Origin of the sequence: Rhizobium subbaraonis, from assembly GCF_900220975.1 — a bacterium.
Taxonomy (GTDB): Bacteria; Pseudomonadota; Alphaproteobacteria; order Rhizobiales; family Rhizobiaceae; genus Mycoplana; species Mycoplana subbaraonis.
On sequence record NZ_OBQD01000016.1, the window covers coordinates 54,410 to 79,473 of the forward strand.

Consider the following 25,064-nt stretch of genomic DNA (forward strand, 5'->3'; position numbering starts at 1 on the left):
TAGGGTCAGGACTCATTGATCAGAGCCAGAAGATAACGGTTGCAGCGAGAGCGATGGCGGAGAGGAAGACCATTGGGCATCTGTCGTAGCGCGTAGCGACACGCCGCCAGTCTTTGAGACGCCCGAACATGATCTCGATCCGGTTGCGCCGTTTGTAGCGGCGTTTGTCGTATTTGATGGTTTTGTTGCGGGACTTCCGCCCCGGAATGCAGGGGGTGATCCCCTTCGCCTGTAAAGCGTCACGATACCAGTCGGCATCATAGCCACGGTCGGCCAGTAGCCATTTGGCCTTGGGAAGTTCATCAAGCAAGGCGGCAGCACCGGTGTAATCGCTGATCTGACCGGCCGTAATGAAGAAGCTGACCGGGCGACCATTCGCATCCGTGACGGCATGAAGCTTGGTGTTCATGCCGCCTTTCGTGCGTCCAATCAGGCGGCCCGCACCCCCTTTTTTACCCGCAGGCTGGAAGCTGTGCGGTGGGCCTTGAGATAGGTCGCATCGATCATGATGGTCTTGTGCTCTGCAGCTTCAGGCACAGCCAGGCCCTCCATCATCTGGATAAAGATGCCCTTGTCGCTCCAGCGTTTCCAGCGGTTATACAAGGTCTTCGCCGGACCATATTCCCTCGGCGCATCACACCACCGGAGGCCGTTGCGATTGACGAAAATGATGCCGCTCAGGACACGCCGATCATCGACACGCTGGCGGCCATGGCTCTTGGGGAAATAGGGCTGAAGACGGGCCATTTGCTCCTCCGTCAGCCAGAACAAATTACTCATCAGTCGGGCTCCTATCCGCCCGTCTGAATCATAGCCGTCAATTCAAATCAATGGGTCCTGACCCTAGGGCCTTCCAGAACAGCAGAGCTCTGCTGTGTTGGCCACCGAAAGCCAAGAGGTCAGATACTATATGTTTCCCCGAGTCCAGGTGATCCTTGCTCAGCACAATGCCGGTGAGATATTTTACAGCAAACGCCTGCTTGGAGACTGCATGGTTTTGCCAGAAAATGTCGGCGCCGCGATGAATTGCAATTCATGTCATTTGCCTGGCGGTAAAGTGGACGCGGCTAACGGTTACGTCAACAATTTTTATCCACGCGTAATGCCCCGTGCGGGGAAGATGGTCGGTCTGGAAATGCCAATCAAGAGGCGCTATTGACGGACGGCGTTTATTAGGCGTATTCTTCATGACGGATTTGTGAAATCACGGCAGCGTAGCCGTGCCAAAATATGATGGCAAGATGGCCTCCATGCATCCTTGATCACGAGGGAAGCTGGAGGTTTTTGTGTTTTTGGAGTTATGAAAAGTTCGTTCGTGGTGCAATTAGCAGGCGAAAAGCCGCACTGGGGAATGCTTCAAACCGGGAGCAACTGCATTGATTAAACCGACCGATACTTCGGAGCCATGGCGTGTTGGAGTGCTGTTTTCCCGAACGGGTTTCATGTCCGTTATTGAGGAAACGCAGCTCCGGGGAACATTGCTGGCTATAGACCAGATCAACGACAGCGGCGGCATAAACGGTCGTCCGCTCGAGCCCGTAATCTACGATCCGGGCTCGGACACGCGTTCTTACGGACAGCTCGCGAAGCGGCTGATGGTGGTAGACGAGGTCAGCACGATTTTCGGCTGCTACACGTCAGCGAGCCGGAAGTCGGTGCTTCCGGTCGTCGAACGGCTGAACGGGTTGCTGTGGTATCCGACGCTTTACGAGGGGTTCGAGTTTTCCCCCAACGTGATCTATACCGGTGCGACCCCCAACCAGAACAGCATGCAACTCTGTAGTCTGCTTATGAAGCTGTATGGCGACCGGTTCTTCTTCATCGGTTCCGACTACATCTATCCGCGGGAATCCAACCGTATCATGCGTGAAATGGTGGCGCGGAGCGGAGGAAGCGTTGTCGGCGAGCGTTACGTGCGCCTCGGGGCGTCGCGGCTGGAGTTCGAGCCGATCATGCAGGAGATCAAGCTCGCAAAACCCGACGTGATCTTCTCGACGGTCGTGGGAGACGGGACGGTCTTCCTCTATCAGGCGTACTCAGACAAGGGTTTCGATCCCAAGAAAATGCCGATCGCCAGTCTCACGACATGCGAGGCGGAAATCGCCGCGATGGGTCACGACGTCGGCGAGGGCCATCTGACCGCCGCTCCGTATTTCCAGGGTATCGGCAACAACCAGAACAGCGAGTTCGTCAAGAGTTACCAGAAGCGGTACGGCGACGACGCCCCGACGAACATGTGCCTCGAATCCTCCTATTTCCAGGTGAACGTCTTCGCCAAGACCCTCGAGCGCGCGAACTCCCTCGAAACCCCCGTTCTAAGGGCGATGGTGATGGGATCGGAGTTCGAAGCGCCTCAGGGGGCCGTGTCGATCAATCCGAACTGGGCGCATGCCGACCTGTGGTCGCGGGTGGGCCGCGCCAACCGAAACGGCCAGTTCGATATCCTGTTCGAATCGAGGACGACAGTGAAAGCAGACCCCTTCCTCATAGGAAGCGGGCGTTGCACCGTCGCGGCCGCGGCAGTTTAGTGGGAGGGGTTGAATGTCGAGAATAGAAGTACTTCAAGAGCGACGTCTCGCGTCTCCGCCTCAGGGAGCGGTTCGAAACGAGCAGTCGGCACCCAACAACCAGTACAAGGCCGTGCAGAACCTGAACGTCGCCCTTATCGTCGAGCTGGACAGCGAGGGAGAGCGGCTCATGCGCGAGCTGCAGCGCCTGCGCTGCACGGTTCGTCATATCTGGCCCGTGCCCGTCCAACTGCCCGAGAACTACGACGTCGTCTACTGCACCCTGATGGAAGACCTTCCACGCCGCATTCCATGGCTTCCGGGCGAACCGTCGACAACGTTGATCCTGGTCGATCGCGGCCAGGACACGCTCAATCTCAAGCTTATCAACAACTGCGCCGCCCACGGCATGATCCACTACCCGCCGACCGCACGTTCGACGATCGGAGCGTTGGCGATGGCCAGGGAGCACTTCCTCTACGAACAACGTCTGCGGGGACGGATCGAGAAGCTCGACGAAAACCTGAGGACAATGCGCGTGGTCGAGAAAGCGAAGTCGATCGTGATGCGCACAAAGAGTCTCGGCGAGGACGACGCCTACAATTTCCTGCGTAGTCAGGCGATGGAACGGAGAGTGACGATCGGCGTAATCGCCAAGGCCGTCGTGGAGTCGTTCGATCTCCTGAACTGAGGTCGGTACGACGTCGTTGACAACAACGCTTTCGAGCGTAAGCTTCTGCTCAGCAACGTAGCTGACTGAAATTTCGGCAATAAGCGCCTCACTGCATCCGTCCTTCGGGGACGCATTGCGTGAGGCGTTTTTCGTTTTTAATGCGAGGAGATCGCGATGCCTTTGAACAGTCGGAATTCGGTTTTCACGATCGCCACGTCTCTGGCGATATGTGCGCTTTCCTCAGTGTCGATCTCATCGAACGCGCACGCGCATTCGATGAGATTTTCGGACGGAGCAGGGACGCCGAGAGGGGTCGAGATCGCCTCTATCGCGCATTCGGACATGGAACTGCTTTCCAAGTTCCGCCCTGACATCATTTCGCTGGCGGAACGGCAGGTGAAGACGGACGAGCGGATGCGACGGCTCATGAACTTCTCGAAAATCCAGTACACCTACTGCCTGTGGGGTATGATCCCGGGGGCGCTGACGGACGAGGAGAGCGACTTCAACGCGTGTTCACACGCCTACCTAGCGTCGGCTTTGGCACTCCTCGATCATATGGAGAGCATGCCCTTGGCCAGCGCCGAGGCGGTAGCGATAAGGCAGGCGATCGACGTCGAGCGGGCGGCCTCGCCGTCGTTCGTGCTGTGCAAGAGCAGCGCCGATCTCTTCTACACGGATCGGGTACTCGTACCCCGGCAAACCTTTGCGACCGCAGGAGGGGCTTTCGGTCTCCTCCTGTTGGTCGGCGCACTGCCACTGTTCCGGGTCCGCCGCCGGGTTTCGCGTTGAGAGTGACGATGGCCCATATTCAAACCACCTCGGACGTCGCAATCATCAAGTCGGGCTTTCCGTTATTGGCGAGGATGGTTGTCGATCCGAATTTCGAACTCAGTCTGGGCGCTTTCGGCGCGGTCGGCCAGTTTCCCCGCGAGGCGCGCATTTTTGTCGATGTTACAGACGACCGCGTCAGCGCGGCGACGGAGAGCTCCAGCATATCGCTACGGCGGCACGATCACCTGCGCCTCGTGGCGTTCGAAACACTGAGTTCCGACCCCGAGGGCTGGAACTGCGGCATCGCCATATGCCTGCCGGAAGAACAAGCGCGGATGTCCGCGCCGGGGCGTCCCGCGGAGGACTGTCTGGACCGTCACGCGATCTTTGCCGCCCATCGAACTCGGACCGTCCTCGACATCGTTGCAGGAAGTCCCTACGCGGATATCCGCCTGAGGGCGGACAAGGGTGCTCTGCCGGATTTGCGTGATCGTTCGCACGGCTCCGTACTCGATGCCGACCTCGTCGAGATCGAAGATTGCATCTGGATTTTCGAAACGGCCGTCGGGCGGATTGAGACCGGGGATCGTCGACGTCGCCACTTCCTTTCGCAGCTCTTCGGCACCACGGATACGCACTCCCGAACCCTCCCTATTCCAGAGGGCCTGGTACCGGTCGGCTATGCCTTTCCTCCCAATCCTCGGCAGGCCGAACCGGGAGCGTGGGGAGCAGCTCATTTCTCGTTTCAAGTTATCCTAGACGAACATGGCGTTCCGGAACTCGTAAAACTCAAGAGACGCGTGGAGCGAGCGCTCGAAGACGGCAAGTCGAACGAAGTATTCGGGTCTCTTCTCGAACATTCCGGCCCACCGACCCGGATGGAAATCGAATGCGTCCGGATCGCGCTGCGGCAGCGGCGCTGGCTCAGGGGCGGACGACCGGCGCACGGATGGGAAGACGAGTTCGACGCCCCGTTGGCCAAGACACGCGGCGGCACGACGGCTGGCGAGATGGTTAACCAGCCGACGACAATGAAAGACGAAATTGATCGAGACGCAGCGACTGCCATAGCCGGCGTCGCCAAAGCCAGAGAGGTTCACATGTCAACCGCAACTCAAACCAACGACCGCATCCCGGCAACCGTTATTACGGGTTTCCTCGGGTCCGGGAAAACAACCCTCGTGAACAGGATTCTTCACGAGAACCACGGTAAGAAGATCGCCGTCATCGTGAACGAGTTCGGCGAGATCAGCATCGACGGCCAGCTGGTCATCAGGGACGAGCAGGCGGAACTCGTCGAGTTCAACAACGGTTGTCTCTGCTGCACAGTCAGGGGGGATTTGATCGAGACGCTCGAAAGGCTTCAGGAACGCGCGGGCGAACTCGAGGGTATCCTGATCGAGACGACCGGGCTTGCCGATCCCGCTCCAGTCGCTTCCACTTTCTTCGTCGCCGACGACGTGAAAAGCCGCATTCGCCTCGACGCGTTCGTGACGATGGTCGATGCGGTCAATCTGGAGACAAATCTCAAACAAAGCCCCGAGGCCGTCGAACAGGTGGCGTTCAGCGACGTCGTGCTGGTGAACAAGATCGACGTCGCCACGCCGGAACAGGTGAAAAGCGCGGAAGCGACGGTACGCAGGATCAACCCGCTCGCACGTATCCATTTCACGGCGAACGCCGAGATCGATCTGGGACACGTAATCAACGTAGGCGCGTTCGACCTCGTGCAGAAGCTCGATGTCGATCCGGGCTTCCTCGACGACCACGAGCACGAACACGATCCGGCGGTCGGGTCCTTCATCCTCGAGGAAACGCGGCCCATCGATCTCAATCGCTTCTCCCTCTGGCTGAACGAAGTCGCCCAGACGCGTGGACAGGACCTCTACCGGACAAAGGGCATCTTCCACGCCAGGGGGTTCAAGGAGCGGGTCGTCTTTCAGAGTGTCCGGATGCTGACGACAATGCGCATGGATCGCCCGTGGACCGACGACGAGCCACGCGTGTCGCAATTCGTTGTAATCGGGAAAAACCTCGATCGCGAGGCATTCGCCGACGGCTTCGCGCGCTGTGTGGCGGGATAGGGCGCGGCGATGACCCTCGTATCGGGATCGAATGCCAGCAGCGTGGACACCGGCGAACCAGTCTACCAGGTTCATGTCTTCTGTTGCACGAACGAGCGGCCAGCTACTCATTGGAGGGGATCGTGCGGAGCCAAACGGGGACGACAGCTGTGCGATTACATGTGTCGCCTCGCGATGACCTTGGGGATGAGGCGGATCCGGATAAACCACGCCGGATGCATGAACGTCTGCGAACATGGTCCGGTGATGGTGATTTATCCCGAAGGGGTCTGGTATCGCTTCGAAACCGAAGACGATGTCTCGGAAATCCTCCGGTCACACGTCGGTGGAGGGCGCCATGTAGAAAGGCTCAGGCTTCAGATCGATCCAAATACAATTCACGGTTAATATGGTTGCTGTAGGCGGTTCATATCACGCGGTGCAGAACTGCGTCTAAACTTTATGCAATAAGTCTAGTATTTGTGCGCAGTGATGACAAATTCGGCTATGTAAAATATTCGCAAAACATGCCGAAATAGTCGCTTGACAAACCACAATAGCGATGTAGGCTCCCACTTCAGCAATATAGCTGACAACATTTCTGGCAATAAGCGCCTCACTGCATTCGTCCCTCGGAGACGACCTGCGTGGGGCGTTTTTCGTTTTTGGTCTCGAAAAAAGGAGAATGAGATGTCTGCCATTACCAATCCGAACGTATACAACTCCCCCGCCGACGACGCGATCCCGCTCGGACAGGTCCTGCCTTGGGCAGTCTTCGGAGGGATGATGATGCTTCTCTCGATCTACTTCGTCGGCGTCGAGGAAGGTGCGATGTCGCTCGTTTCGAGCAACTACGTCCACGAGTACGTCCACGACGCTCGTCACCTCCTCGGCTTCCCCTGCCACTGATCTGACAAAGGAGATACGGCGATGGTCGGAAAACTGCTCGTAAGAGGAATGTTGGCTGGTGTCATCGCCGCCATCTTTGCCTTTGCCTTTTTCAAGTCCTACGGCGAACCGTGGGTCGATCACGCGATCGCGATCGAGGAGCAACATAGTACGGCGGCCGGGATGGCCGCCGAACCCGAACTCGTCAGCCGTTCCGTCCAGGCGGGACTGGGCCTTCTTACCGGTGTCCTCGTCTACGGCGTGGCGATCGGCGGACTGTTTGCCATTGCCTATGCCTTCGCGAACAAACGTCTCGGCGTGCTGAGCCCGCGCAGCACCGCTATGCTGATCGCCATTGTCGGACTGGTGGCTCTGATCGTCGTGCCTGCTCTGAAATATCCGGCTAACCCGCCAGCAGTCGGAAGCGGCGACACTATCGGCGCGCGGACGCAGCTATACTTCCTGATGGTCGCGGCTTCCGTCTTGTCGGCGACGCTATCCATCATGGCTGCCACGAAGCTGTGGCCTAAGATCGGCGGGTGGTACGCGTCGCTTGCAGCCGTATGCATCTATGCCGGCATCGTAGCGGTCATGATGCAGATCCTTCCTGCGGTGAACGAGGTTCCCGAAGACTTTCCCGCTGAAACCCTCTACAATTTCAGGACCGCGTCGATCGCTGGTCATGTGATATTCTGGACGCTGCTCGGCGTTGCATTCGACATCCTGCGGCTATTGTCCGAAGCGCTGTGGCCAAGGCGAGGAATCAACGCGGCCTGACCGTCCGTGAGTACGTCGACCGTTTCCATTCATGCGTCAAATGTTGAGAGGTAATGAGAATGTCCACGAACGTAGGCCTCGACATCGACCGCGGTCGGCCGCTTCCTGCTATCGGCACCACCGAAGCAAAGCTTCAACAAAGAAAACTGGACGCCCTACGTCGCGGCGTCCACCGGATCCAGGACCACTCCGAAATGCCATTCGGCATCCATCTCGTCGGCATCGGCGGCGCGGGCTGCCGGGTGATCGAGGAATTCCTGAACACGGCTCCGGAAAACCTACTCGACAAGCCCGGTTCGAGGTTCACCGCCCTCGCGATCGATGTCGGCGACGATGACCTCCTCAAGGTGCGTACTTCTGCGACCAGGTTCCCAGAGGAGCGCACCCAGGTTGAAACGGTTGCGCTCGACATGGCGTCGTCGGAGGAGCTGCAGGAGGTCGTCGGGAAATACGCGGATTTCCTCAAGCTCGAATACCCCATGTACCATCCGAACCCCGGTTCAACCTCGTGGTTGCCTTCGGGGAAGTCGATACGGGCCGAAGACGGGTCGATGACCCGGGCAGGTTCGAAGGCGCTATACGGCCAGGCGTATTACGATGCCGACAGGCCGATGCAGAAGGCCTTGAAACGGTTCGTCGCCAGCGTCGAAAAGACAGGCGGCAACTCGATCGTGTGTATCGTTTTCGGTCTGGCCGGGGGGACCGGAAGCGGGATCGCGATGGATCTGGCCCGCCATCTCTCCTCGGTCCAGTTCGGTCGCCGGGTTCTCGTGACAGGCCTCGGGATCGCGCCGCATCCCGACGAGGTGACCCCCGACAAACTGACGCGGCTGCATGCCGTCTTCTCCGAGCTGGACGTGCTCTGTGACGAGACGAAGAACGCGGGAATCACGCTCTCGTGCGGCGACCTGTTCAAGAACCCGTTCACCGCGGGTTTCATGATCATTCCCCAGCCTGCGAACGTCAGCGTGTCGGAAGCCCGGGAAGAGGTGAGCAAGCGGCTCGCGAAGCTTCTGTTCGAACGCCGCGGAGCGAACGTCTGGGAGGCGCTGAGGCTCCTTAACTGGGTCGCCGCGCCCTCCACACAGCATTCGGCCGCGAGAACGCCCTGGGGTTCAAGGTGGATACACATGATCGGTTCCGCGCCGGATGGTAACGGCTCGTCGAACAGGGACCTGCGGAAAGACCTCGGGTTGCTGGAGGACTATCAGCCGGAATTCCTCGAATTGAGGGCGTCGGGCACGATCGACGAAAGCGAACGCAAAGCCTGGACGGAAGCGCTCGATGCAGCTTTCAGCCCGGAGGCACCTACGTGCGCCACGGACGGCGGCTCGCCGGGCATCGTTCAATACCTGTTGCCGCGTCTGGCACTCAAGGACCTGTCGGTTTTCGAAGCCGCGCGGAATGCCTACGACGAAGCCGACCTGCTCCATCGCCAGTCGGAACACGCGCTGTTGCTCGACCAGGGAATTCTTCTTTGCGAGCCGTCGACCGCGATCGAGGGAATGGCGGGCGCAAGTCTCGGCGGCGGAAGCCAGTGGATCGCGGTACCCCGCGATCAGCTGCGCGGTCGGTACGAGTGACGGAGGACGAGATGGCACTCGATTGGAAAACGGTAAAGGCAAAGTACGGAAACGGATACCAGGTCCCAACGATCCGTGGCGGCAAGTTCGTGAACATCACCCGTGTCGACGACGTGGCGATCTACATCGAGAGCCCGATCTGGAGCGCGACACTGCAACGAAAGAACCTCGAAGCGGGGGTGGCGTTGATCGAGGAGGGCGTCATCTCCCGTGATCCCGGGCTCTTCGTCGAAGACTACATGATCTACGTGGCGCACGAGCGAGCGAGTTCGGTCGCCCATATTCTCCGAGACCTCGGAATTCTCGATCAGACGGAGACGTTCAGTATCCGTTGTTGATGGTGGCGAACCGCAACCCAACATGCGCGGATGAAAGAGGCACGCCACCTGGCTCCGATAACCGCGTCGGCATAACCAATCACATCCAGAGGAGATACATAACATGGCATCGTCATCAATGTACCACAGCGCGACGGGGACCCAGTCGCCCCATTGCATCCACGCGATCGGGATCGGCCGCACCGGGGCCGCCTACATCGAAGCGCTGCTCCGGACGGGCGAAGTCGAAGACCTTCTGGCTTCCGACTCCCGCGCCACCTGCGCCGTGATGATCGTCGATATCGGCGAGCAGGACATGAACGTCGCGATCGACTACGCCAACTCGTTCAAGCAGCGCCTGCAGTCCCGCGGCGTTTCGGCCGACAAGTTCAATTTCCAGGCGATCGCGCTGCCCGTCCCGGACAAGCAGGAGTTTTTCGAAGGTCTTAACCGGACCCGCGAGTTCCTCAAGCTGGAATATCCTCGCTATTACTGGAACCCGAACTTCGAATCCTACGTCTCGCACAAGTACGTTCTGCCCGAAGCCGGAAACCACTTCCCGCGCCTGGTCGCGAAGGGCATCTACGCCAACGCCTACTACGCTGGCGAGCGTCCGATGGACGTCGCCCTGCGCAGCTTCGTGGACACGGTCGAGCAGGCGCAGCTACCTTCGATGGTCCTCGTTCCGTTCAGCATCGCGGGCGGCACCGGCAGCGGCATCGTGGTCGATCTGGCGCGCCATCTGTCGAACCTCAAGTTCGGTCGCCGCATTCCGGTCATCGGCGTCGGACAGCTCTCTCACGTCGGTGACGGCGAAGAAGTCCACAACGGGGCGGGCCAGTACACAGCGCTCAACGAAATCGACTGCATGCTCGACGACGACAAGAACGCCGGCGTTACCGCCGTATGGGGCGAGCCTTACCGCAACCCCTTCACGGGCGGCTTCTTCGTCGTCAATCCGGAACACAGCTGGCATCGTCTGACCGCCTACACGACGACAGGCGAGAAGGAAGTCCGCCAAAGCTTCCGCCAAATGGTCACCAACCGCTTCGTCGCGGACAGCTTCATGCGGTTCGCCGTCATGGACTACGGCCGCGTCCTGTTCCGCGCCCTTCGCCCGGCGGGTTTCACGGGTGCTCCCCACGAAACCCTGTCCTCGAAGTCGCGCAACTGGACCCTGTTCGATGTCGCGAAGCTGACCCATCCCGGCGTTCAGGTGCTCCCGGGCGAGGCGGCCTCGAAGTGGCAGGCGACGATCGCCCAGTGGATCGACTTCATTCCGCAGTACAGCGGTCTGCGGGACGGGTTCAAGACGGACTATGCCGAGGTCCACATCCACGCATCCCGCGACATGGGCTTCGACAACATCGAAAAGGGTATCAAGGAACTGGTGTCCAAGAACTACCTTCTCGAAGGCGACTCGACCTACCAGACTTATAACCACGAGTTCTTCGATGTCCTGACCTCGTACGCCAACGTCATCATGCCCGGCGTCGCGAAGACCGATCTGCATGCATTCTGGGAAAGCCAGAAGGCGTACGACAAGCTCGACTGGGAAACCAAGCTGCACGAGCATGCCTGGCTCGTGGATATCGGACCGATGCTCTCGGAGCCCGCGATCCGCTTCGAGGGCATGGCCGGGGAATGCATCTGGGGCTGCGCATGCTGGGTCGTCGTTCCCTACGACCAGCTCCGCGGCGACAAGCTGCCCCCGCCGAACCGCAAGGTCATCCGCGAGGAAGCCATCGCCATGATGACCAAGACCGTCGTCAAGACGCCGGGCGGCGAAGCCAAGAAGCTCGCGAAGGCTCACGCCTGATCCGACTTCACCTACACCGAAGCCCGGAGCCGCGCCCGAGCGCGGCTCCGAACCAGAAGGGCGAGGGCAGATGCACGAAAAACTCCAGTCGTTGATTATCGAAGACGAACCGTACTACCGCAGCAGCGGGAACGAGGTCGCCCTGTTCAGCGCCGCGATGAAGCGCAAGCTCCCTATGATCCTCAAGGGCCCGACAGGTTGTGGCAAAACCCGGTTCGTCGAGCACATGGCCTGGCGTCTCAAGCTGCCGCTTATCACGATGGCCTGCAACGAGGACATGACGGCTTCCGATCTCGTTGGACGCTGGCTCCTCGATGCCGAAGGTACGCAATGGCATGACGGCCCTCTGACCACGGCCGTGCGTTATGGCGGCCTATGTTATCTGGACGAGGTCGTCGAAGCTCGCCAGGATACGACCGTCGTCATTCATCCACTGACGGACGATCGCCGTATCCTCCCTCTCGACAAACGAGGAGAGGTCGTGAAAGCCCACCCGGACTTCCGCTTGGTTGTTTCTTACAATCCGGGGTACCAGAGCGCGGCGAAGGATATGAAGCAATCGACCCGGCAGCGCTTCGGAGCGATCGACTTCGATTTCCTGCCGCAGGCGGTCGAAGTCGAAGTGGTAGCGCACGAGAGCGGCGTCACTCCGGAGATAGCCACGAGACTGGTCTCCGTTGCGACCCAGTCGCGGGCCCTAAGGGGCAGGGGACTGGACGAAGGTATCAGTACCCGGATGCTCGTCCACTCCGGCTCTTTGATCAGTGAGGGCATCTCTCCTCACGACGCCTGCGCGCTGGCGATGACCGCGCCGCTAACGGACGATCCGGATCTTCAGGCGGCGATGAGCGGCTTCGTGGAGGCTCAGTTCGGTCCACGCCCATGAACGCCCACTTCGAAGCAATTCAGGGTCCGGTGTCGGCGAGAAAGCTCGGGATGCTTCGCGACATCGATGACTGTGCATATGACGCGCTGATCCGCGCGATGCCGCTGATATCCGATTATCTCAAAAACGAGATCGATCTGGCAGACCTGGCTGGGCTGTTGTTGCAGATCGCTAGCGAGAAGCCGGAGGCGGCCCGAGCGTTCGCTGATCGCATCGGCAACGACCCCTCGTTGGCCGGAGACTACCCCGGCCTGCGCCGATGGGCGGTCCACGGGCTGCAAAAGCATCGGAACGATATTGAATGCATGCTCCATCATTTCGAATGGGGCAGCCCGCAGGCGTACTCCGATGAGCAGGCTTTGCACGATACCGAGGAATTATTGCGGGAACGCGGTGCCCTGCTCCATTATCTCGCCGGGTTCGGGTTCGCCGAATTCTCTATCGATCTCCATGAGCCGGATACCGACGGACGCCAAACTCGTGCGGTAACGATCGATGACGGCGTCATTCGCTACCCACGTCGCTTCCACGGCGACACGACTGACCGCGCCCTTCTGCGCCGCGCCAACATCGCGCACGTCGCCGCTCACCTGCGCTATTCTCCGTTGAGACGTCCCGCTGGCAATCGTCGACCCAGTCTGGTGGCTATGACTGCGCTCATCGAAGACGCCCGCGTCGAACGCCTGATGGTCCGGGACTATCCCGGATTGAAGGCGCTCTGGGGGGGCTTTCACACCGCGACCCGCGAGGTATCCGGTTTCGATTTTGCAGGCTTGTCGGCTCGCCTGGCGCGGGCGTTGCACGACGACACCTACATCGACACGAACCCATGGGTCGGCAAGGGACGCGAGCTTTTCGAAGAAGCCGCCTCGAAAGGACTTGACGATGTCAATGCTTTCGACCGCCTGGCGCGCACGCTTGCGATCAACCTCGGCAAGATGCGCCTTGAGCCTTCAGCCGACCGTCAACCGGAACCGATATACCGCGACGACAACGCGATCCTCTGGGGACCGGATACCGCACTTCCGGAAGACGCCGAGCGTCATTCGGAAATCGAGATCGTCGACGCCCTCCAGGACGGGGAGAAGGCGGAACGGGATGTCGAGGGGATCGACGTCCGCCATAGGTACCGTTACCCCGAATGGGATCATCGACTTTCGGAACTACGCGAGGGGTGGGCCACGGTCGTGGAGGAGGAGTTGCCGCGTAGGAAGACTTGGCCTTCGCTTCAACGGCTTACACAACCGAAAATCATTCTCTCCGCGTCCGCACGGGTTCCGGACAGGGCGATCAGGCTGACACGCTTGACCGAGGGGGACGAAATCGACCTCAATGTCGTCGTTGAGAACGTGGTTCAACAACGGGCTCGACTATCCCCGGACGGTCGCATCTTCTGTCGCCATGGTCGTCGTCGCAGGTCCACGTCAGTCGTTCTGTTGATGGATTTTTCGATATCCACGGAGCGCTTCGTGCCCGGCAGCTTTACCAAGGTCATCGACGTCGAAAAACAGGCTGCACTCGTCATCGCCGAGGCGATGGAGGCCCAACACGACCGCATAGCCATTCACGGTTTTTCCTCGAACGGCCGTCACGAGGTTAACTACCGGAGGATCAAGGATTTCGACGAGCCGTTCGGGGAGGAGGCTCGTTCCAGGCTGGCCGCATCTGCAAGCCGCCACAGTACCCGGATGGGCGCGGCGATCAGACATGCGACGGCGCTTCTGGAAGCCGAGGCCGCAGACCACAAGGTCGTCCTTCTCCTAACCGATGGCGAGCCTTCCGATATCGACGTGGCGGAAGACGACTATCTGGTCGAAGACGCCCGCGAGGCGGTCGTCAGCGCCCTGTCTAAGCGGGTCAGAACGTTCTGCGTCACACTCGACCGCCGCGCCGATCACTACGCTCGTCGTATCTTCGGACAGCGGAACTTCCTCATCGCCGAACGCGCCTCGACATTCGCGAACCACACCAACAGGACGCTGACACGGCTCCTTGCCCTGTGAGCGACAACTTGTGAACCCTTACATCAACGAGAAACCGGAGGAACAAATGACAGAGAGCAAACCCACCGCCGCACCGGAACCACACTGTGTCCACGTGATCGGCATAGGTCGGACAGGAGCGGTGTACGTCGAAGCCTTGCTTCGGACCGGGGAGATCGAGGACAACCTCATGCACGAAGGAACGACGTTCGCTTCCCTGATAGTCGATGTCGGTGACGATCACATGCAGGTCGCTAACGATTATGCAAGGTCGTTCAAGCCGCGAATGGCGTCGCGTGGCATACCTACCGACCGTTACCTTCACGAGAACGTCGTACTTTCGACACCGGAAGCAGGCGCTGTCGGAAAGCAGCTTGCAGCCGGCCTTCAACTGTTCGCAAGTAAGGTGAAAGAAGCCAAGCATCCTTCGACCGTGTTCATCGCCTGCAGCCTTGCCGGGAAAACCGGAAGCGGGATGGTGGTGAATATCGCTCGTGAACTGAAGAAACTTGGCCTTGGGGACAATGTTCGGGTCGCTGGCGTCGGCCAGCTCAGCCACAGCGGTGACGGAGAATACAGCGACAGCATTGATCAAACGAAAGCGCTGGACGAGATCGACGCAACATGCGGCGCGGCGGAGAACAACCCGTTTACGGGCGGGTTCTATGTCGTTCCGACCGAGCACAGCTGGCAGCGCCTTACCGCCTACACCACGACAGGTGTGAAAGAGGTACGCCGGTCGTTCAAGCAGATGGTAACCAACCGGTTCGTAGCGGATTCGTTCATGCGATGGGCTGTGTCCGACAACGCTTCGCACCTCATCCGCATGATCAAGCGGTGCGGCGGCAAGCTCAACATGTTCGGCATCGCGAAGTTCAGCCATCCTGGCGTCCAGGTACTTCCTGGACAGGCACGGTCGATCTGGGATGCCGTGCTGCAGCAGTGGATTTCGTTCGTGCCCCAGTACTCGGGTTTGAAGGAAGGTTTCAAGACCGACAGTGTCGAAGTCCATATTTACGCGGCGCGAGATATGCGCATCGACGTGATGGAAGCCGAACTCAAGGATGTCCTGGTTTCGAATTACCTCAAACAGGGCAGCTCGGACTACCAAGCCTACAAGAACGAGTTCTTCGATGAACTGACCTCTTACGGAAACATTATCTTACCGAGTATCGGGAAGAAAGATCTCATGGCGTACGACCGCTCAAGCGGATGATCGGCAAGCGAGTTGTTAGCGGACCTGATCTGAGGGTAAGGGCGCTCGAATCGGACGGCGGGTTCTCCCCGGGGGGGCCGCCTGACCCAGTGGGAGTGATCGTAAACGAGGTGCTCGATCTAGGGTCAGGACTCATTGATCAGAGCCAGAAGATAACGGTTGCAGCGAGAGCGATGGCGGAGAGGAAGACCATTGGGCATCTGTCGTAGCGCGTAGCGACACGCCGCCAGTCTTTGAGACGCCCGAACATGATCTCGATCCGGTTGCGCCGTTTGTAGCGGCGTTTGTCGTATTTGATGGTTTTGTTGCGGGACTTCCGCCCCGGAATGCAGGGGGTGATCCCCTTCGCCTGTAAAGCGTCACGATACCAGTCGGCATCATAGCCACGGTCGGCCAGTAGCCATTTGGCCTTGGGAAGTTCATCAAGCAAGGCGGCAGCACCGGTGTAATCGCTGATCTGACCGGCCGTAATGAAGAAGCTGACCGGGCGACCATTCGCATCCGTGACGGCATGAAGCTTGGTGTTCATGCCGCCTTTCGTGCGTCCAATCAGGCGGCCCGCACCCCCTTTTTTACCCGCAGGCTGGAAGCTGTGCGGTGGGCCTTGAGATAGGTCGCATCGATCATGATGGTCTTGTGCTCTGCAGCTTCAGGCACAGCCAGGCCCTCCATCATCTGGATAAAGATGCCCTTGTCGCTCCAGCGTTTCCAGCGGTTATACAAGGTCTTCGCCGGACCATATTCCCTCGGCGCATCACACCACCGGAGGCCGTTGCGATTGACGAAAATGATGCCGCTCAGGACACGCCGATCATCGACACGCTGGCGGCCATGGCTCTTGGGGAAATAGGGCTGAAGACGGGCCATTTGCTCCTCCGTCAGCCAGAACAAATTACTCATCAGTCGGGCTCCTATCCGCCCGTCTGAATCATAGCCGTCAATTCAAATCAATGGGTCCTGACCCTAGCGGCTTGCCCCATTGCAGCAGATAGGTCTTCGTCGCATGCAGATAGTCGAACGTGTTCTCCGATCGGGCGAAGCGCAGATGCAGGAGCTTGCCGGTGGCGTCATCGATATAGACGAGCAGGGCGCATTTGGGGCCGCAGTTCTCGAACCACCAATGATGCGACCCGTCGATCTACCAGTTCACCAAAGCAGTCGCGCCGGCCGCGTGGCTGGAAAACCCGCTTCTTGCGTTCCCGACGTGAGACCCAGATGCCGGCCTCGGTCATCCATTGCCGAAGCGTCTCCTTGGCGACCGAGATCCGGTGCAGTTCGATCAGTTTCTCGCGCGCCAGCGTCGGGCCGAAATCCAGATAGCGTTCGCGGATCAGATCCAGCGCCGCATTGCGAAACTCTTCGCTATGGCGCCGGTTGCTTGGCCGTGATCGCTTCTTGGAAACAAGGCCGACCGGACCATCCCGGTCATAGGCTTGCAGCAGCCGATGCACCTGACTGCGACTGAGGTCGAGCTGCTCGGCAGCCTGGACGACAGTCAGGCGTTCGTCACGGATCTTCTGGATAAGTTCGAGGCGATGCAATTCTTTCTGCGACATGGTGATTAAACAGGGCATGACGACTCCGACCGCTCATGGTCTCGACCAGGCTGAAGATCGTCATCCTTGCTCCCAATGTTGGTTTTGACCAGTGCGCAAAGAGGCGAGACTGTCGCATCTCTAACTGGCCCAACTGTCGCATTAAATTACAATCAAAAATTGCATAAGATATATTATGGAACACTCCTTTTGATTCGGCTGGTGGCGCGCAGAACCGCCACCATCTCGTTTTTAGGGTTCACATATTGGCGTAGACCGGCCCTTCGCCGCCTTGTGGCGGCACCCAGTTGATGTTCTGGTTGGGGTCCTTGATGTCGCAGGTCTTACAGTGCACGCAGTTCTGCGCGTTGATGACGAAGACGTCCTGACCGTCCTTCTCCACCCACTCGTAAACCCCGGCCGGACAGTAACGTGTCGACGGGCCGGCATAGACATCATGCTCGGAGCGCTTCTGCAGATCCATGTCCCTGACATGAAGATGCACCGGCTGGTCTTCCTCATGGTTGGTGCCCGACAGGAACACCGATGACAGGCGGTCGAAGGTCAGAACACCATCCGGGCGCGGATAATCGATCTTCTTGTGTTTTGCCGCAGGCTCAAGGCTCTCAGCATCCGTCTTGCCGTGTTTCAGCGTGATGGGTGATGTGCCGAATATCTGGTTGATCCACATATCCAGAGCACCAAGCCCGACGCCGATTGCCGTGCCGAACCGCGACCACAGCGGCTTGACGTTGCGAACGCGCTTCAGATCCTTGCCGATATCGCTGGCGCGCCATTCGTTTTCGATCTCGATCACCTCGTCATTGGCGCGGCCGCTGGCAATCGCCTCGGCGATCTTGTCTGCCGCCAGCATGCCGGACAGAACCGCATTGTGGCTGCCCTTGATGCGCGGCACATTGACCAGACCGGCCGAACAGCCGATCAGCGCACCGCCCGGGAAGGTCAGTTTCGGCACGGACTGATACCCGCCTTCGGTGATGGCGCGGGCGCCATAGGACAAGCGCTTGCCGCCTTCGAAGGTTGGCGCAATCGCCGGATGCGTCTTGTAGCGCTGGAATTCCTCGAACGGAAACAGATAGGGGTTCTTGTAGTCCAGGTGCACCACGAAACCGACGGCCACCAGATTGTCCTCCAGATGATAGAGGAACGAGCCGCCACCGGTCTTCATGCCCAGCGGCCAGCCGAAGGAGTGCTGCACCAGACCCGGCTTGTGGTTCTCCGGCTTCACCTGCCAGAGTTCCTTCAGGCCAATGCCGAACTTCTGGACATCCGAGTCTTTCGACAGGTTGAACTTGGCAATCAGCTGCTTGGCCAGCGACCCGCGCACGCCTTCACCGATCAGCACGTACTTACCAAGCAGTTCCATGCCGCGTGTATAGTTCGGGCCGGGCTCGCCGTTTTTCTCGATGCCCATGTCGCCGGTGGCGACACCGATGACGGCACCCTCATCATTATAAAGCACTTCACTGGCGGCAAAGCCCGGATAGATCTCGACGCCAAGTGCTTCTGCGTGGCCCGCCAGCCAGCGGCAGACATTGCCGAGCGAGACGATATAATTGCCGTGATTGTTCATCAAGGGCGGCATGGCGAAGTTCGGCAGGCGGATCGAGCCGGCAGGGCCTAAAAACAGGAACTGGTCGTCCTTGACTTCAGTCTTGAAGGGATGGCCTTCTTCCTCACGCCAGCCGGGCAGCAGGCGATCGATACCGACAGGATCGACCACCGCACCCGACAGGATATGCGCGCCGACCTCGCCGCCCTTTTCCAGAACGACAACTGAAAGCTCAGGATTGATCTGCTTCAGCCGGATCGCCGCTGACAAACCCGCAGGACCGGCACCCACAATCACAACGTCGAATTCCATCGACTCGCGTTCAGGAAAGCGGACAGCTTGATCTGTCATGAGGCTGTGACCGCCTGTTCTAGCTTGGGCAAAATGTCAAACAAGTCCCCGACCAGGCCGTAGTCAGCAACCTGGAAGATCGGTGCTTCTTCGTCCTTGTTGATGGCCACGATGACCTTACTGTCCTTCATGCCGGCCAGGTGCTGGATGGCACCGGAAATGCCAGCGGCAATATAAAGCTGCGGTGCAACCACCTTGCCGGTCTGGCCAACCTGCCAGTCGTTTGGTGCGTAACCGGCGTCAACAGCCGCACGCGATGCACCAACGGCAGCGCCCAGCTTGTCAGCAACCGGCAGAAGAACTTCCTTGAACTTTTCCGACGAACCGAGTGCACGGCCACCGGAAATGATGATCTTGGCAGATGTCAGTTCAGGACGGTCAGACGATGCCAGCGCATCCGATACGAAGGACGAAACGCCCGGGTTGGCAGCAGCAGCAACCGCTTCAACGGCAGCAGAACCACCGGCAGCAGCCGCAGCGAACGAGGCCGTACGCACGGTGACGACCTTCTTGGCGTCAGTTGCCTGTACGGTCTGGATGGCGTTGCCGGCATAGATCGGACGCTTGAAGGTGTCAGCGGACACCACTTCGGTGATTTCCGAAACCTGTGCAACGTCGAGCAGGGCTGCAACGCGTGGCGCAACATTCTTGGCCGATGCCGTCGCAGGTGCGATGATGACATCGTAGGAACCGCTCAGCGATACGATCAATGCAGCAAGCGGTTCTGCCAGCTGGTTTGCGTAGGATGCGTCATCAGCAAGAAGTACCTTGGCAACGCCGGAAAGCTTTGCTGCTTCATCGGCTGCAGCCTTGGCACCGGAACCAGCCACCAGCACATGCACGTCTCCGCCGATCTTGGCAGCTGCGGTCAGCGTCTTTGCTGTCTGGTCGGAAAGGGTTGCGTTGTCGTGTTCTGCCAGAAGAAGAATGGCCATAATAAAATCTCCCTTATCCGTCTCTTACAATACGCCGTCGGCCTTGAGTTTCGATACCAGCTCTGCGACCGAGCCAACCTTGACGCCAGCCTTGCGGCCAGCCGGTTCTTCGGTCTTCAAAACCTTGAGGCGCGGTGCAATATCAACACCGAGATCAGCCGGGGTCTTCTTGTCCAGCGGCTTCTTCTTGGCCTTCATGATGTTTGGCAGCGACGCGTAACGTGGCTCGTTCAAACGAAGGTCGGTGGTGACGATGGCAGGCAGTTTCAGGGAAACGGTCTGCAGACCGCCATCGACTTCGCGGGTGACCGCAACGGAACCGTCCGCGATCTCGACCTTGGAGGCAAAGGTGCCCTGACCCCAGCCGAGCAATGCTGCCAGCATCTGGCCGGTCTGGTTGCTGTCGTCATCGATTGCCTGCTTGCCGAGGATCACCAGATCCGGCGTTTCAGCGTCAACCACGCCCTTCAACAGCTTGGCAACCGCCAGCGGCTCAACCGTTTCATCGGTTTCAATCAAGATAGCGCGGTCAGCACCCATGGCGAGCGCCGTACGCAACGTTTCTTCCGCCTTGGCCGGACCAATCGACACAACGACCACTTCTTCGGCCTTGCCAGCTTCCTTCAGGCGAAGAGCCTCTTCGACGGAGATTTCGTCAAACGGGTTCATCGACATTTTAACGTTGGCAAGTTCAACGCCCGTGCCATCGGATTTCACGCGAATTTTCACGTTGTAGTCGACAACTCGTTTAACTGCGACCAATACTTTCATAGTGGGTTCTCCTCAGGCCAGCGTGTAGGCGGTCTTCACCGTTGTGTAGAACTCGGCGGCGTGACGGCCTTGCTCGCGGGGACCAAAAGACGATCCCTTGCGACCGCCGAACGGAACATGGAAGTCTACGCCAGCTGTTGTCAACGGCGGAGTAAAAACCGGCCATGGGGCGGAGCAAAAGTCGGCCACTATGGCGCCGGCCTGAGACGGCCGGGAGGGCGTAGCCCGAGCGGGGGTCTTAGGCCGGCGCGGCGATTTTTTGAGGGGAGTTTTAGCAGGCCTTTCGGGCGCGACTTTGAGCGAGACGATAGCTTTCGCCGTTCATCTCGAGGATGTTGACGTGGTGGGTGATGCGATCGAGCAGTGCGCCGGTGAGACGTTCGGACCCCAGTGTTTCCGTCCATTCGTCGAAAGGCAGATTGCTGGTGATCAGGGTGGCACCACGCTCGTAGCGTTGCGAGATCAGCTCGAACAGCAATTCCGCCCCGGTCTTTGATAGTGGCACAAATCCCAGCTCATCGATGATCAGCAGCTTGTAGGCGGCCATCTGCTTCTGGAACCGGAGCAGACGCCGCTCGTCACGCGCCTCCATCATCTCGCTGACCAGGGCCGCCGCCGTGGTGAAGCCGACGGACAGGCCCTTCTGGCAGGCGGCCAGGCCGAGACCGAGTGCGACATGCGTCTTTCCCGTGCCGCTCGGGCCCAGCGCAATGACGTTCTCGCGGCGCTCGATCCATTCGCAACGGGAAAGCTCTAGCACCTGCATCTTGTTCAGCTTGGGGATGGCTGTGAAGTCGAAGCTGTCGAGGCTTTTGACGACCGGGAACTTGGCCGCCTTGATCCGACGTTCGACCTTGCGGCGGTCCCGCTCGATCATCTCCCGTTCAGCAAGCCGGAACAGGTAGCCGACATGATCGACGCCTTCGGTGGCGCATAGCCGGGCCAGCTTCTGGTGCTCGCGCTGGAAGGTCGGCAGCTTGAGGGTTTTGAGATAGTGGCCAAGCAGGATCTCTGGCGCGTCGCTGCTCATGCCGCTTCTCCCGCATCAGATGACAGGAGGCGCATATACGCCTTTGCTGACGTCTTCTCGACAGTCGCCGTCGGCAGGTAGGGATAGATCGCCAGATCCAACCGCGGCGGCCGGCGCTCGACCCGGCACAGGATCAGATGCTTGACCGCATCGAAGCCGATCGCGCCGAGCTGTATCGCCTGCTTCACCGCTGCATGTAGATCGGCAAGGTCGAAGCTTTCCAGCAGGCGCAGAACCTGCACGTATTCTCGCCGCCCATGTTTGGCCATGCGGCCTTCCATCAGCCGGCGCAGCGTCGCGAACTCGTCTGGCAGATCCCAGCCCTGCAATGGAGCCGCCTGATCCAGAGAATTGATCTTCCGCTCGATCAGCGGCAGGTAATGGACGGGATCGAAGACGACGTCTTCCCGTTCCCAGCATCGCGGATGACGCGCGATGATCTCGCCGCGGCAGCCGATCACCACCTGATCGACATAGCCCCGGACCCAGACGTCCTGATGGCCGTAGGCGACCGGTACGGAATAGTCGTTCGTCTTGTAGCGCACCAGCGACTGGGCTGTCACAACAGCGCTGGCCTGGTCGCAGGCATCAAACGGCGACGCCGGCAAGGGACGCATGGCCGCAAGATCGCGCTGCAGCCGTTCGCCAATCGTCTCGCTCTCGCCCCGCAGCTTGTCGCGCTGGCGTTTGCGGCACTGCTCTTCCAGAAAAGCATTGAACGCATCCCATGTCGCAAACCGCGGGATCGGCACCATGAAGTTGCGTCGGGCATATCCGACAAGACCCTCGACATTCCCCTTGTCGTTGCCCTTTCCCGGCCGCCCATAGCGATCCCGGATCAGGTAGTGGGACAGGAAGCCGCTGAACAGCGCTGCCCGCTTGCGTGTGCCGTCGGGCAGGATCTTTGCGACAAGGCAACGGTCGTTGTCATAGACGATCGACTGCGGCACGGCCCCGAAGAACGCAAAGGCGTGGACATGACCATCCACCCAGGCTTCGGCCACTGCCGCCGGATAGGCACGCACATAACATCCGTCGCTATGAGGAAGATCCAGCACAAAGAAGCGAGCTTTCTGCTCGACGCCGCCGATCACCACCGTCGCCTCGCCGAAATCGGCCTGCGCATGGCCCGGTGGATGCGACAGCGGCACAAACACCTCCTGGCGGCGTTGATCCCGCTCGCGCATATAATCCTTGATGATCGTGTAGCCGCCGGTGAAGCCGCACTCGTCACGAAGCCGGTCGAACACCCGTTTGGCAGTATGCCGCTGCTTGCGCGGCATCACCATGTCAGCTTCCAGCCACTGCTCGATCGTCGAAACGAATGCATCCAGCTTCGGACGCCGGATCGGCGAACGTCGCTGATAGCCGGGCGGTGTCGAATACGACAGCATCTTGGCCACGCTGTCGCGCGATACGTTGAAATGCTTTGCTGCCTGACGCTGCGTCATCCCTTCGGAAACAGCCAGGCGAACCCTCAAATAAAGTTCCACGGTGTAGATCCCCTGTCCCTCCTGCGATCATTGCAGAAAGGAAATAGGTGGCCGGATTTTACTCCGCCCGCGGACGGACTATTCCGCCGCTACCGTGGCCGACTTTTCCACCGCCGCTCTCATCAGCCTCTCAGCGCATTCTTGGTGGGATATCCCAGCTGGCGAATGGTCGCGTTAAGCCGCTTGCCAAGCCGGATATAGAGCTCAACCGCTCGAAGTCTGTCTGCGTAGGAATACATGAACTACCTCCTTGGTGGTCCAAGTTTTCGTCCGCACCCCCTTATGCGCCTAACCGGCTCACTTCTGCGCGGAAACCAACAATCCGGCTTCTGGGCGAAGCCGGCTTACGCGGCTTTCATGCCATCCTTGCGAAGCCGACATGGACGAAGGAGAGCGGATCTGGCTACCTGCTCAACAGGCTGCAACTCAGGGAAAGAGCAGCGCTGATAGGGGTGGAGCTGGCCATTCCCGTCGTGCAGGCCATGTTCACTGGCCGACAGGGATTTTCCCCGGAGCACACAACCTTCTCCGGAAAGGGCAAACTCAAATATCGTCCGCTAGCAGCGAACCGGTTCCGGAAAATCGGCATGATGTCCGAATTGCACGGCACCCTCGCAGCAAACCTTGCACGCGACTTGCCGGAGACACCCTGCCCCAGGTGACCGACCAATGGCTCAGAAGCCTCCGTGCGGAGCAGATCAGGCGTCCTGCCGGGACCTGACAACTTCAATAAAGCCGTCCATGTCCATCAGCCATGCCTGCTGCGTCAGCCGATAGGTGCCATGCAGCCGGCGGGGCACAACGAGTTGAAGCTGTTTCGCCTGCATCTCGTCCGTCTGGTTCTCCGAGATACCCGGTTCCAGTGTCAGCAGATGCTTCTCCGGAATACGAACGGCTTCGGACAAAACCTGCCGCCAGCGATCCTTCAGCGTGGATTTTGCTCCAAGCATCGTGAGCCTTGCGTCCGGAAATAGCGGATCGCGATATTCTGCCTGTCCGGGAAACAGGAAATCCGGCTTGTTGCGGTTCTCCGTCTCTGCACCGCGGACATAACGAATGCGCTGCGCATCGAACACGGCTTCAAGGTGATTTTCCAGCGCCTGCCCGGCTCGCGCCTTTCGCCGGTTTTGCACGCTCAGGGAGAATGAGAGAAAGCCGTCTACGTCGGCTCCGCCAGGTGCACGGAACCCGTCGCCGATCCGGGCGGCGACGATGCGCCTTTCGAGCCGCTTGAACAGCTGCTCCTCACGATCCATCCATGCGATCAGAGCGAGGTCCGGATCATCGGCGGCTGACACTTCTGGCATCGAGGCCCGGGCGAGTTCCGAGAAGATGCGCGTTTTCGGAAACTCCAGACCGAACGGCTCGATCAACGCATCAAGGCGATCGGCTTCAGGCTCTTCGGGCTCGATGCCCAGCTCGTCGAGTATGTAGCGCGCCGCGAAGTCCAGCTCGGCACTATGCGCCCCATCAATCTCCTGAAACGTAAAGGCGAATTCCGGCTGCTCCTCAAGCGCGAACAACCAGACGAGCTGGTTCTGGATCGTAGCGGAAGGTGTGACGACGACAAGGATCGAGCCGTCTCTCTGCAATGCGAGGAACAGCATATCGCTTGGCTGCATGAGTTCAGTAACTGCATTGCCTGAATAGTAAAGGTGATACTCTGGCGCCCGCGGCTTTCCTTTCCGCACATTTGACCAGCTCATAAATCCTTCCTCGGAAAGGGCCTCCTGCTCGCCGGATATCCATATGAACCGTGTCGGAATACCCCTGCGGTCATTGTCGCCTAGCAAGCGTCGCAGCGGCCTTGTCCCCTGAAACTCGTGCTGGTTCGATTTCGGGGTAATGGTCTCCACAAGCGTCAGCCGTTTGGCGACGACCCCGATGAACA

General features: G+C 59.4%; 21 protein-coding genes and 3 pseudogenes. 14 read left to right on the forward strand and 10 right to left on the reverse strand.

The features are described 5' to 3' along the window. Positions 1-19 precede the first annotated feature (19 nt). A protein-coding gene (locus CRO48_RS22385; RefSeq protein WP_097142046.1) for an IS5 family transposase occupies positions 20-780 on the reverse strand; the annotation gives its coding sequence in 2 pieces (ribosomal slippage) (positions 20-456 and positions 456-780; 762 coding nt in all). A 97-nt stretch (positions 781-877) separates the two neighbouring features. Between CRO48_RS22385 and CRO48_RS31860 the strand changes: the two genes are divergently transcribed. From CRO48_RS31860 to CRO48_RS22455, 14 genes and pseudogenes are all read left to right on the forward strand, one after another. After that, positions 878-1,159: a hypothetical protein gene (locus CRO48_RS31860; protein ID WP_141402097.1), complete on the forward strand. Its 282-nt coding sequence runs from the start codon at positions 878-880 to the stop codon at positions 1,157-1,159. A 217-nt stretch (positions 1,160-1,376) separates the two neighbouring features. Continuing rightward, complete coding sequence (locus tag CRO48_RS22390; protein ID WP_263135642.1) at positions 1,377-2,528, forward strand: transporter substrate-binding domain-containing protein; 1,152 nt, start codon at positions 1,377-1,379, stop codon at positions 2,526-2,528. Between the two features lie 13 nt (positions 2,529-2,541). After that, positions 2,542-3,198 (forward strand): ANTAR domain-containing response regulator, encoded by a 657-nt coding sequence (locus tag CRO48_RS22395; protein WP_052821328.1) that lies wholly within the window; start codon positions 2,542-2,544, stop codon positions 3,196-3,198. 258 nt (positions 3,199-3,456) lie between these two features. Continuing rightward, positions 3,457-3,972: a hypothetical protein gene (locus CRO48_RS22405; RefSeq protein WP_141402098.1), complete on the forward strand. Its 516-nt coding sequence runs from the start codon at positions 3,457-3,459 to the stop codon at positions 3,970-3,972. Between the two features lie 8 nt (positions 3,973-3,980). After that, positions 3,981-4,856 (forward strand): annotated as a pseudogene (locus CRO48_RS33525) (DUF6925 family protein); the annotation flags it as partial. Positions 4,857-5,054: 198 nt separating this feature from the next. Further along, positions 5,055-6,038: a CobW family GTP-binding protein gene (locus CRO48_RS22410; RefSeq protein ID WP_052821341.1), complete on the forward strand. Its 984-nt coding sequence runs from the start codon at positions 5,055-5,057 to the stop codon at positions 6,036-6,038. Between the two features lie 669 nt (positions 6,039-6,707). Then, the gene (locus tag CRO48_RS22420; RefSeq protein WP_052821332.1) at positions 6,708-6,926 is read left to right on the forward strand and encodes a CbtB domain-containing protein; all 219 of its coding nucleotides are present in this window, start codon (positions 6,708-6,710) and stop codon (positions 6,924-6,926) included. Positions 6,927-6,947: 21 nt separating this feature from the next. Next, positions 6,948-7,682 carry a CbtA family protein gene (locus tag CRO48_RS22425; RefSeq protein ID WP_052821333.1) on the forward strand — a complete coding sequence of 245 codons (735 nt, stop codon included), beginning with the start codon at positions 6,948-6,950 and terminating at the stop codon, positions 7,680-7,682. Positions 7,683-7,741: 59 nt separating this feature from the next. Next, positions 7,742-9,265, forward strand: coding sequence for a tubulin-like doman-containing protein (locus tag CRO48_RS22430; RefSeq protein ID WP_052821334.1), 1,524 nt, complete (start codon positions 7,742-7,744; stop codon positions 9,263-9,265). Between the two features lie 11 nt (positions 9,266-9,276). Then, positions 9,277-9,603 (forward strand): hypothetical protein, encoded by a 327-nt coding sequence (locus tag CRO48_RS22435; protein ID WP_052821335.1) that lies wholly within the window; start codon positions 9,277-9,279, stop codon positions 9,601-9,603. Between the two features lie 103 nt (positions 9,604-9,706). Beyond that, a complete protein-coding gene (locus CRO48_RS22440; RefSeq protein ID WP_052821336.1) occupies positions 9,707-11,401 on the forward strand; it encodes a hypothetical protein in 1,695 nt (564 codons plus the stop codon). A 70-nt stretch (positions 11,402-11,471) separates the two neighbouring features. Next, positions 11,472-12,287 (forward strand): CbbQ/NirQ/NorQ/GpvN family protein, encoded by an 816-nt coding sequence (locus CRO48_RS22445; protein ID WP_052821337.1) that lies wholly within the window; start codon positions 11,472-11,474, stop codon positions 12,285-12,287. A 50-nt stretch (positions 12,288-12,337) separates the two neighbouring features. Then, positions 12,338-14,290, forward strand: coding sequence for a nitric oxide reductase activation protein NorD (locus tag CRO48_RS22450; RefSeq protein WP_176526849.1), 1,953 nt, complete (start codon positions 12,338-12,340; stop codon positions 14,288-14,290). 46 nt (positions 14,291-14,336) lie between these two features. Further along, positions 14,337-15,485, forward strand: coding sequence for a hypothetical protein (locus CRO48_RS22455; protein ID WP_141402099.1), 1,149 nt, complete (start codon positions 14,337-14,339; stop codon positions 15,483-15,485). Between the two features lie 139 nt (positions 15,486-15,624). On the opposite strand, the gene CRO48_RS22460 is transcribed toward CRO48_RS22455, so the two are convergent. The 9 genes and pseudogenes from CRO48_RS22460 to CRO48_RS22500 form a co-directional block, all read right to left on the reverse strand. After that, positions 15,625-16,385, reverse strand: a protein-coding gene (locus CRO48_RS22460) for an IS5 family transposase (protein ID WP_097142046.1) whose coding sequence is annotated in 2 segments (ribosomal slippage) — positions 15,625-16,061 and positions 16,061-16,385 — 762 coding nt in all. Because the reading frame shifts where the segments join, the coding sequence is not laid out codon by codon here. A 64-nt stretch (positions 16,386-16,449) separates the two neighbouring features. Next, positions 16,450-17,059, reverse strand: a pseudogene (locus CRO48_RS22465) (helix-turn-helix domain-containing protein); the annotation flags it as partial. A gap of 220 nt (positions 17,060-17,279) precedes the next feature. Then, positions 17,280-18,944 (reverse strand): electron transfer flavoprotein-ubiquinone oxidoreductase, encoded by a 1,665-nt coding sequence (locus tag CRO48_RS22470; RefSeq protein ID WP_097142047.1) that lies wholly within the window; start codon positions 18,942-18,944, stop codon positions 17,280-17,282. Then, positions 18,941-19,879: an electron transfer flavoprotein subunit alpha/FixB family protein gene (locus CRO48_RS22475; RefSeq protein ID WP_062654024.1), complete on the reverse strand. Its 939-nt coding sequence runs from the start codon at positions 19,877-19,879 to the stop codon at positions 18,941-18,943. Before CRO48_RS22475 ends, CRO48_RS22470 begins: the two co-directional genes overlap by 4 nt. 24 nt (positions 19,880-19,903) lie before the next feature. Then, positions 19,904-20,650 carry an electron transfer flavoprotein subunit beta/FixA family protein gene (locus CRO48_RS22480; protein WP_046802313.1) on the reverse strand — a complete coding sequence of 249 codons (747 nt, stop codon included), beginning with the start codon at positions 20,648-20,650 and terminating at the stop codon, positions 19,904-19,906. A 12-nt stretch (positions 20,651-20,662) separates the two neighbouring features. Continuing rightward, positions 20,663-20,794, reverse strand: a pseudogene (locus tag CRO48_RS31865) (aldehyde dehydrogenase family protein); the annotation flags it as partial. Between the two features lie 127 nt (positions 20,795-20,921). Beyond that, entirely contained in the window at positions 20,922-21,680 is a 759-nt protein-coding gene (istB, locus tag CRO48_RS22485; protein ID WP_035226016.1) for an IS21-like element helper ATPase IstB, read from the reverse strand. After that, positions 21,677-23,173, reverse strand: coding sequence for an IS21 family transposase (gene istA / locus CRO48_RS22490; RefSeq protein ID WP_035226019.1), 1,497 nt, complete (start codon positions 23,171-23,173; stop codon positions 21,677-21,679). Before istA ends, istB begins: the two co-directional genes overlap by 4 nt. A gap of 698 nt (positions 23,174-23,871) precedes the next feature. Continuing rightward, positions 23,872-24,879 (reverse strand): type II restriction endonuclease, encoded by a 1,008-nt coding sequence (locus CRO48_RS22500; protein ID WP_210202019.1) that lies wholly within the window; start codon positions 24,877-24,879, stop codon positions 23,872-23,874. Positions 24,880-25,064 lie beyond the last annotated feature (185 nt).